Source organism: Geitlerinema sp. CS-897 (genome assembly GCF_028368005.1).
Lineage (GTDB): Bacteria > Cyanobacteriota > Cyanobacteriia > Cyanobacteriales > Geitlerinemataceae > Baaleninema > Baaleninema simplex.
Map to the genome: position 1 here is coordinate 1 of NZ_JAQNCQ010000372.1, position 9,001 is coordinate 9,001.

Consider the following 9,001-nt stretch of genomic DNA (forward strand, 5'->3'; position numbering starts at 1 on the left):
ATCCTAACGATCCTAACGATCCGGCGTTTCAAGATCCTAACGATCCCTTCTTAGATCCCAACGATCCGGCGTTTCGCGATCCTAACGATCCGCCACCCGATCCCGATTTTCAAGATCCTAACGATCCCTTCTTAGATCCCAACGATCCGGCGTTTCGCGATCCTAAAGATCCCTTCTTAGATCCCAACGATCCGGCGTTTCGAGATCCCAACGACCCTCTCTTAGATCCGTTAGATCCCAACACTCCCACACCAGATCCGAATTTTAACGATTTCGTCGATGGTATCGATAACAACCCGCTCGATCTCAACATCACTATGACGCCAACCGACTTGGCGAACACCAACGGAATTATCGTTTTCGATGCGACAAACGACATTACCATTTCGACTCCGATCGCCAATCCCAACGGAATCGAAATCTACGCCGGACGGAGTATCAACATTAACGCGAATCTCAACACCAGCATGGGAAACGGCGATGTCGTCGCGATCGCCAACGATCCGGGTGCGGCGTCCGGTTTGCGTCAACCCGGGCCGGCGAGTATCGCTCAAGCACCCGGAACCGAAATCGTCGCCAGGGGTGGAAACGTATTTCTTCGCCTTGAAAACGCGGGAGAAATCGGAGAAATTCGCCTGGGACGGATTACCACCAACGGTACGGTTGAAATCGACGCCAACGGTGGAAATATCGTTCGATCTTCCGATCCCAACGCTCAGGTTACAGCGAACGTTGGAGTCTTCTTGACGACGGGACGGGGTGGAATCGGAAACCCAAACGCGCCGATTCGTGTCAGCATCAACGACTTACAGGTTCGTACCGGAAGCGGCGGACAGTTTTTCAATATCGTTGGCGGCCAGCGTCAGACGATCGAGGACAATATTTCTCGAGAGATCGAAGCGGACGTTCGGGTTGACGACGTAGGAGAAAAACCCGACGCACCCGATCGCGAATCGCAAGGAGAGTTTGAAGGATTTGACGAACCCGATGGTGAAGTAGAGGGTTTTGACGACGATCGCCGAGAGGGACCTGGAGAATCCGATGAGTTTGGCGATCGCGGAGACGAGGATGCAGGATTTGACGAGGGAGGAGAGGAAGACGACGGCGATCGCGATCGTGGTGAAATTGAAGATGAAGAGTTCGATGTCGACTTTACTGAAGGTGCGGAAATCGCCTACACCGACGAGGTGGAAGCCGTCGCCAGTTTAGAACAAGACCGCCTTCAAGAATTCAGTACCTATCTCGGAAACCTGGCGAATTCGTCGATTTCTATCCAAAGTGCGCGAGAAGCCTTAACGGAAGTGTCGCGTCAAACCGGAACCCAGTCAGCGGTGGTGTACGTGACCCTACTTCCGACCCAACTGGAATTGGTCGTGTTTACCGCTGGCGATCGACCGATTCGACGATCGGTGGCGGTGTCGCGATCGGAGGTTCTCGAGGTGGCGACCCAGTTTCGCGAACAACTGACCAACCCTCGCTATCGCCGCACGACCGAGTATTTAGAACCTGCTCGAAAACTTTACCAGTGGGCGATCGCTCCTATCTTACCAGAACTGAAAGCGGCCGAGATCGATACGCTGCTGTTTTCCATGCCGACGGGACTCCGCAGCCTTCCCATCGCCGCTTTACACGACGGCGAACAGTTCCTCGTCGAACAGTTTGGCTTGAGTCTGATTCCCAGTTTGGGATTGGTGGACACGCGTTACCGCACGTTACAAAATACCAGTGTCTTGGCTATGGGAGCCAGCGAGTTCGGCGAAAGCCTCGATCCGCTTCCAGCGGTTCCCTTGGAACTGACCACGATTACCGAAGAATGGTGGAGTGGTTCGGCGTTCCTCAACGAACAGTTTACGCGGGAGAATTTAGTCCAACAGCGGCGACGCCACGGCTACGCGATCGTTCACCTGGCGACTCACGGGGAATTTCTCACCTTTGAGGACTCTTACATTCAACTGTGGGACGAACGCCTTCACCTCAACCAACTGCGACGGTTAGGATGGAACGAACCGGCGGTGGAGTTGGTGGTTCTCTCCGCCTGTCGAACCGCAGTCGGAAGCGAAGAAGCAGAGTTAGGATTCGCCGGATTTGCAGTCTCGGCTGGGGTGAAGTCGGCGTTGGCGAGTTTGTGGTACGTCAGCGACGAGGGAACGTTGGGGTTGATGAGTCAGTTTTACCGACAGTTACGGGAAACGCGCACGAAATCCGAGGCGTTGCGTCAAGCGCAACTGGCTTTATTGAACGGGGACGTTCGCGTCGAAAGCGGAAGCGTTCGCATTCGCGGGGTCGCCGAATCCTTGACGCTACCGGAGGAATTACGGGAGCGATCGAATTTCACGCTCTCTCATCCTTATTATTGGGCCGGATTTACGATGGTAGGAAGTCCGTGGTGACTTTTACAGTCACCAGTCACCAGTCACCAGTCACCAGTGAAAACAGAAAATCGTAGGGTGCGTGACTTGAAAAATCGGGTGTCGATCGTGAGACCGATCGATCGGTCACGCACCGCCAATGTACACCGCCAACTAGAAAATGGGGTCGAACTCAGGCCAATGTTGTCTTACCGCGTCACGCACCGACCCCATCTCATCATCCCATCATCCCATCACCTCAAACCTCAACCGGTTCTTTCCCCGAAACCACGGGTGCGATGTGACTCAACGCCAAATCGGGATGGTCGCCTTGGACTTGCGCCACGTTCCAATCGTTGCGGAATAGTAAAACCGGACGCTCCCAACTGTCTTTGACGGTTACAGTATTGAACAGCCGTCCGGCTTTTTCTAGGGCGTCCCAACCGCCAGTCACCCATCGCGCCACGCTAAAGGGAAGCGGTTCGAGACGGGTTTCGACGCCGTACTCGGTTTCGAGGCGGAACTGTACCACTTCAAACTGAAGTTGACCCACCGCCGCTAAAATCGGATCGCGTTTGGATTCGTCCACGGAATACATAATCTGTACCGCGCCTTCTTCCCGCAGTTCGGACACCCCTTTGCGAAACTGTTTGAATTTCGAGGGGTTGACGTTCCGCAAGTAGGCGAACAGTTCTGGGGAGAAACAGGGAATTCCTTCGTATTCGAGTTTCTTTCCGTTGTAAATGGTGTCTCCGATCGCAAACACGCCGGGGTTGTTCAAGCCGATCGCATCGCCGGGATAGGCTACGTCTAGAGATTCCCGTCCTTGCGCGAAGAGTTTTTGCGGCCGGGACAATCGCACCGTTTTTCCGGTTCGCGCGTGTTTGACGGTCATATCTTTCTCGAACTTCCCGCTACAGACGCGAACGAAGGCGATGCGATCGCGGTGTTTGGGGTCCATGTTCGCTTGGAGTTTGAACACGAACCCGGTAAATTCGGGATAAGTCGGGTCGATGTCGTCGAGGGTACTGTGGCGAGGACTCGGTTTGAGGGAATATTCGAGGAACGCATCGAGGAACAGTTGGACGCCGAAGTTGGTCATGGCGCTTCCGAAGAAGACGGGAGTGAGTTGTCCGGCGTGGATGCGATCGAGATCGAAGTCGGTTCCCAGTTCGTCGAGAATCTCCAATTCGTCTTTGAGTTGATAATAGAGTTCGCTGTCGAGTAACTCTTCGAGACGAGGATCTCCCAGTTCGAGAATCGTGTCTTTGGCGGCTTTGCTACCGTGTGCGGTACGCTCGAACAGGTGGATTTTCTTTTGGCGGCGATCGTACACCCCTTTGAAGCGATCGCCACTTCCAATCGGCCAAGTCACGGGATACGTCGCCAGTCCCAACTCTTGCTCGATTTCGTCGAGGAGTTCCAGCGGATCGCGACTGGGACGATCCATTTTATTCATAAAGGTAAAAATCGGGAGCGATCGCATCCGACAGACTTCAAACAACTTGCGCGTTTGCGGTTCGAGTCCTTTCGCCGCGTCTTCCAGCATCACCGCGTTGTCAGCAGCGGTGAGAGTTCGATAGGTATCTTCGCCGAAGTCTTGGTGTCCGGGGGTATCGAGTAGGTTAATCTGGTGTCCGCCATACTCGAATTGCAGAACCGTCGAGGTAATGGAAATTCCCCGCTGTTGTTCCATCGCCATCCAGTCGGAAGTGGCGTGACGTTGCGATCGACGGGATTTGACGGCTCCGGCTTCGTGAATCGCACCGCCATACAGCAGGACTTTTTCGGTTAACGTGGTTTTCCCGGCGTCGGGGTGGGAAATAATCGCGAAGTTGCGGCGTTGGTCTACGGCGGCTTGAAGTTCGGCTCGAAGGTCGTCGGTCATAGGTGCAATCAGAAGTTGAAACGGGGTGGAGATAAGGGAGCGATCGCGATCGTTGGCGCTTTTCAAGTTTATCAAACTCGGTTCTCGGGGTGGGGTTGGAAAACCGTCCGAGAATTCCCCAGTTCTCGCCACAGCGATATACTACAGAGCGCGTCGAACAACGAATAGGAGAATTATGACCGACACCCCACAACGCATCGTATTTTGCGATTTCGACGGAACCATCACCGCCGAAGAAACCTTTGTCGCCATGTTGAGGGAATTTACCCCAGACGTCGCCGATCGCTTGCTTCCTCAAATTTACGAGTTGAAGCTCACCTTGCGCGATGGCGTCCGACAAATGCTCGAATCGATTCCCTCCTCTCGCTACCCGGAGGTGTTGGAATTCGCCAAGTCGAAAGCCATTCGTCCCGGTTTGGTGGAACTGCTGGATTTCCTCGAGGAACAACAGGTTCCCTTCGTGGTGATTTCTGGGGGATTGAAAGGAATGGTGGAAGCGGTTCTCGGAGACTTACAACCTCGCGTTCGGGGAATTCACGCCGTTGAAGTCGATACCACGGGAGCGTATTTCCAACCCCACTCGGAGGTTGAGGGGGAAACGGAATTGGTGGCGAAAGTCGAAGTCGTCAAACAGTACGGCGTTGACGATTGGGTGGCGATCGGCGATTCGGTGACGGATTTGAATATGGCGATGGCGGCGCCGTTGGTCTTCGCTAGAACTCGTCTGTGTCAGTATCTCGAGGAACGGGGGAAAGCTTACGAGCCGTTTGAAACCTTTTTCGACGTGCGCGATCGCCTGTCGCAATTGTGGTAAGCGAAATGTTCTTCACCACAGAGACACAGAAGACACAGAGAGGTTTTTTGCATTTCGCGAATTCAGTTTGAATTCTGTCTGAGTTCTAGCGACCTTTGAAGCGCGATCGCCGAAACTCCAGTAAAAACAATAACAATGGAAAAACAGCGACACCAAGATCGGCTTGTTGAGCGACTTCCCCATATTTCTTCGAGGTTCCTTGGAGGTGAACTAAGCGACTGCCTAGCTGCATGGCTCCCATTCTCTAAGTGGAGGAAATATCAACGTCTCGATAAGATGCCGCTGTTTTTCGTGATGGGACAGATGTTATATTCGACAGCGTTTTTTACCTCTTTACTTGTGTGGACTGCGCTGTTGTGTATCTGCCTAGAAGCTATCTATTAGCTTCTAGCTTTAATGTAGTTTGTTTTTGAGGAGACGACAAGGGCTTGTAACCAAAGTTTACACTCTCGGGAATTCACCTGAATTGCTCGTCAGACTCTTCGATTTCAAACTCAACTTTTAGAAGGCGATCGCCTGGCAAAAATACGCCAAAAAACAACAACGTTCGGAGTGGCCTAACGCTTGAATTTCCCCTTATTGCTTGAGTCTATCTGGAGATGCCTTGAGTAACTTTTTTGTAAAGTCCGCTTTGGCAAAGCTCCCTAAGAACTAGGTGGTGGAAATTGTCGTGACGCGATCGAACGTTGCTGTTTTTCGTGATGGGACAGACGTTAGAGTTGACAGCGTTTTTACCTCTTGAACTTGTTTGGACTAGGCTGTTAAGTAAGTCTGCCTGGATTGAAGCTCCTTTAAGCTTCTAGTTTTAGAATAACGCGCGTCTTTTTTTTTGACAACGACTTGATACTAAACTTTACGTTCGTGAAAGTTTTACTATGTTTGAGGTTCTTGGGGTTTAAAACTGACGCTAAAGATACCCTTGAGAGAGATATCGCCCTAAACCATAACAACGCCCAGATCTACCGAACGAGTGACCTCTTCTGGTTTTTGAGATTTTCTGGAGATGAACTAAGCAACCGCTTAGTCTCATAGCTCCCATTCTCTAAGTTGAAGAAGTATCAGTTTCTAGATTGGGCGTTGCTGTATTTTGTGATGGGACAGACTGTTGATTTAACAGCGTTTTGACCTCGTTTTAACTACTGTGGATTAGGCTGTTTAATGTCTGCCTAGAAGCTTTTCTTTAAGCTTCTATTGTTAGAGTAATCCTTCTAAAATTTTATGGCAAGGGTTCGACACTAAACTTTACGTAAATCTTAGAAGGTGAGAACGACTCTTGAAACGTTAGTGAATTTCTGAAATTCTTGCTTTGCTCGATCGCCTTCAAATACGACAACACCCACAACCGATGTAACGATTAACTTCCCCAATCTTTAGACTCCATAGAGGTGAACTAGACATCGCCTAGTTGCATGGCTCCCATTCTCTAAATGGAGGAAGTATCGATTTTTCGCGTGGGTGTTGTGGTTTTCACGTAGGGGACAGACGTTAGAGTTAACAGCGTTTTTACCTCGTTAGAAATCGTGTGATATAGGCTGTTTTTGTCTGCCTGAAAGCTCTTGTTTGAGCTTTGATTATTACTTTAATGAGTCCTGCGATCGATGACAACCCCTTGAAACCAAAGTTTACTGCAATGATAGTAGTACTTATTTTCTATGAACTTATGCAAAGAATCGGGAATCGGGGAATCGGGAACGGGGAATCGGGAACGGGGAATAGTATCTCGCCATCCGCTCATCTCTCCCTCCATCAAAAGAGCCACTCTAGACAGACTCTAGAGCGGCTTTTGAAGCGAGTTATGGATTGTCGCTGGGAAATGTTGCGAGGATTGCATCGAGACTGAAAACCCTACAGGGCGAATTCAGCCAGTCCTTCGAGAGAGCGACGCAACATTGACTTGCGTACCGTGTCTTTGTGTTCGGTACGATGCATCATCATGTAGCGAGAGCGATCGCTGACGGGACGTTGTTGGTTTTCCTGATTCGTGCGATACGCCACACCGCGATATTTCAGTTCCACCGTCGGCTGTTGAACCACCGTTTTGTTATCCGTGTGGAACCGCCAGTCTAAACCGCGATATTTTCCAACTGTTTTCACAGGAGGAGTTTCTACTTCAGGAGCAGTGTAGTTATAAGGAATTCCGCGATAAGTGAGTTGCATGATTCGCCTCCTACAGCTATCGAAACGAGTTGAGTGAGGCGCGTTCCTTCGGGAGTTGTCCCTACTTCCGTCCCTTAGCGGTGAGTATTTTCACTCGGTTGCTTGAGGGATGAACGATTTACTTTCTGTATCTATTGTTACCGTATTGGCGGAACTTGTCAAGCATATTAAGAAAATTAATCAGTTGTGACCTAAATCACAGGGTACGATCGCGGCGATCGCTGCCGGACGTTGCGAAGACCTCTCCAAAAGCCGATGGGTTAAAATAATCGGGCAGTTTGTAAATAGCGAGCGAGTGAACGTCAAACCCGACTGGCTACGCGTCAAAGCCCCCCAGTGGCAGCGCGTCGGCAACGTGAAAGAAATCCTGCGAGACCTGAGCCTCAACACCGTCTGCGAAGAAGCCTCCTGTCCCAACATCGGCGAGTGCTTCAACAACGGAACGGCCACCTTTCTGATTATGGGGCCTGCTTGTACCCGCGCCTGTCCCTACTGCGATATCGACTTCGAGAAACAACCGAAAGCCCTCGACCCCCAAGAACCCGAACATCTGGCCGAGGCGGTGCAAAAACTGCGGCTTAACCACGTGGTCATCACTTCTGTCAACCGCGACGACCTCCCCGACGGGGGCGCGTCTCAATTTGTCGCTTGCATCCAAGCAGTGCGTCGCGTGTCGCCGGGAACCACCATCGAAGTCTTAATTCCCGACTTGTGCGGAAACTGGGACGCTCTGGCGACGATCCTCGAAGCACAGCCAGAGGTTCTCAACCACAACACCGAAACCGTCCCGCGACTGTATCGCCGCACCCGTCCCCAGGGGAATTACGATCGCTCTCTCGAACTCCTGCGTCGTAGCCGTCAAATCGCCCCCTGGGTGTACACCAAATCCGGGTTGATGGTGGGTTTAGACGAAACCGACGAGGAAATCCGTCAAGTGATGCGGGATTTACGCGAAGTCGATTGCGACATCCTCACGTTGGGACAATATCTGCAACCGAGTCAAAAACATCTCGGCGTGAAATATTTCGCCACCCCGGAACAGTTCGACGCTTGGCGGGAATACGGTGACGCGATCGGATTTTTACAAGTCGTCTCCTCCCCGTTAACGCGCAGTTCCTACCACGCAGAACAGGTTCGCGCCTTAATGGAACGCTATCCCCGTAGCAAATCCACGTTGGAGACGAACGCATGACCGTGTTAGTGGTGGCGACGGGGAACCCAGGGAAGTTGAAGGAGATGCAAGCGTATCTGACGGATACCGACTGGGAACTCCAACTCAAACCGCCGGAAATCGACGTTGAAGAAACTGGGACGACCTTTGCCGAAAACGCCCGATTGAAAGCCAGCAGCGTAGCCAAAGCTACCGGAAAATGGTCGATCGCCGACGATTCCGGGTTGAGCGTCAACGCCCTCGACGGCGCACCGGGGATTTACTCGGCGCGATATGGAAAGAGCGATCGCGATCGCATCGATCGCGTTTTACGAGAGTTAGGTGACACCGACAACCGAGACGCCCAGTTCGTCTGTGCCATTGCGATCGCTCGTCCCGACGGTAGCATCGCCATAGAAGTCGAAGGCATTTGTCCCGGCGAAATTCTCACCGAACCTCGGGGAAACGACGGTTTCGGCTACGACCCCATTTTCTATGTTCCCGAACTGGGGATGAGTTTCGCCGAAATGTCTCCCCAGCAGAAACACGAGTGCAGTCACCGAGGCCGTGCGTTTCAAGCTTTGCGCCCGACGCTAGACAAATTGGCGTGATGCTGGGGAGAGGGAGAGGGGGAGAGAGGGAGA

Annotated in this window: 7 protein-coding genes and 1 riboswitch; of the genes, 4 read left to right on the forward strand and 3 right to left on the reverse strand. The window is 52.0% G+C overall.

What is annotated here, in order from left to right; all coding sequences use genetic code 11:
- On the forward strand, positions 1-2,390 hold a 2,390-nt coding region (locus POG22_RS23470), incomplete at its 5' end, for a CHAT domain-containing protein (RefSeq protein ID WP_498907329.1).
- 217 nt (positions 2,391-2,607) lie between these two features.
- Here POG22_RS23470 and prfC read toward each other — a convergent pair.
- The gene (prfC, locus tag POG22_RS23475) at positions 2,608-4,236 is read right to left on the reverse strand and encodes a peptide chain release factor 3 (RefSeq protein WP_063717861.1); all 1,629 of its coding nucleotides are present in this window, start codon (positions 4,234-4,236) and stop codon (positions 2,608-2,610) included.
- A gap of 175 nt (positions 4,237-4,411) precedes the next feature.
- On the opposite strand from prfC, the gene POG22_RS23480 reads away from it, so the two are divergent.
- Entirely contained in the window at positions 4,412-5,050 is a 639-nt protein-coding gene (locus POG22_RS23480) for an HAD-IB family phosphatase (protein ID WP_498907330.1), read from the forward strand.
- Between the two features lie 85 nt (positions 5,051-5,135).
- Here the strand turns inward: POG22_RS23480 and POG22_RS23485 are convergent, their stop codons facing one another.
- Positions 5,136-5,282, reverse strand: a complete 147-nt coding sequence (locus POG22_RS23485) for a hypothetical protein (protein ID WP_498907331.1) — start codon at positions 5,280-5,282, stop codon at positions 5,136-5,138.
- A 1,613-nt stretch (positions 5,283-6,895) separates the two neighbouring features.
- Positions 6,896-7,207 (reverse strand): DUF4278 domain-containing protein, encoded by a 312-nt coding sequence (locus POG22_RS23490; protein WP_063717857.1) that lies wholly within the window; start codon positions 7,205-7,207, stop codon positions 6,896-6,898.
- Positions 7,208-7,244: 37 nt separating this feature from the next.
- Positions 7,245-7,325, reverse strand: a riboswitch (Glutamine riboswitch).
- Between the two features lie 177 nt (positions 7,326-7,502).
- Here POG22_RS23490 and lipA point away from each other — a divergent pair.
- Both lipA and rdgB read left to right on the forward strand, forming a co-directional pair.
- Complete coding sequence (gene lipA, locus POG22_RS23495; RefSeq protein ID WP_017662473.1) at positions 7,503-8,399, forward strand: lipoyl synthase; 897 nt, start codon at positions 7,503-7,505, stop codon at positions 8,397-8,399.
- Positions 8,396-8,968 (forward strand): RdgB/HAM1 family non-canonical purine NTP pyrophosphatase, encoded by a 573-nt coding sequence (gene rdgB, locus POG22_RS23500; protein ID WP_498907332.1) that lies wholly within the window; start codon positions 8,396-8,398, stop codon positions 8,966-8,968. The genes lipA and rdgB overlap by 4 nt, the downstream gene beginning before the upstream one ends.
- Positions 8,969-9,001 lie beyond the last annotated feature (33 nt).

Excerpts from the sequence above, each read along its gene's own strand:
- prfC (WP_063717861.1), bottom strand. The coding sequence starts at position 4,236 with ATGACCGACGACCTTCGAGCCGAACTTCAAGCCGCCGTAGACCAACGC.
- POG22_RS23480 (WP_498907330.1), top strand. The coding sequence starts at position 4,412 with ATGACCGACACCCCACAACGCATCGTATTTTGCGATTTCGACGGAACC.
- POG22_RS23485 (WP_498907331.1), bottom strand. The coding sequence starts at position 5,282 with ATGCAGCTAGGCAGTCGCTTAGTTCACCTCCAAGGAACCTCGAAGAAA.
- POG22_RS23490 (WP_063717857.1), bottom strand. The coding sequence starts at position 7,207 with ATGCAACTCACTTATCGCGGAATTCCTTATAACTACACTGCTCCTGAA.
- rdgB (WP_498907332.1), top strand. The coding sequence starts at position 8,396 with ATGACCGTGTTAGTGGTGGCGACGGGGAACCCAGGGAAGTTGAAGGAG.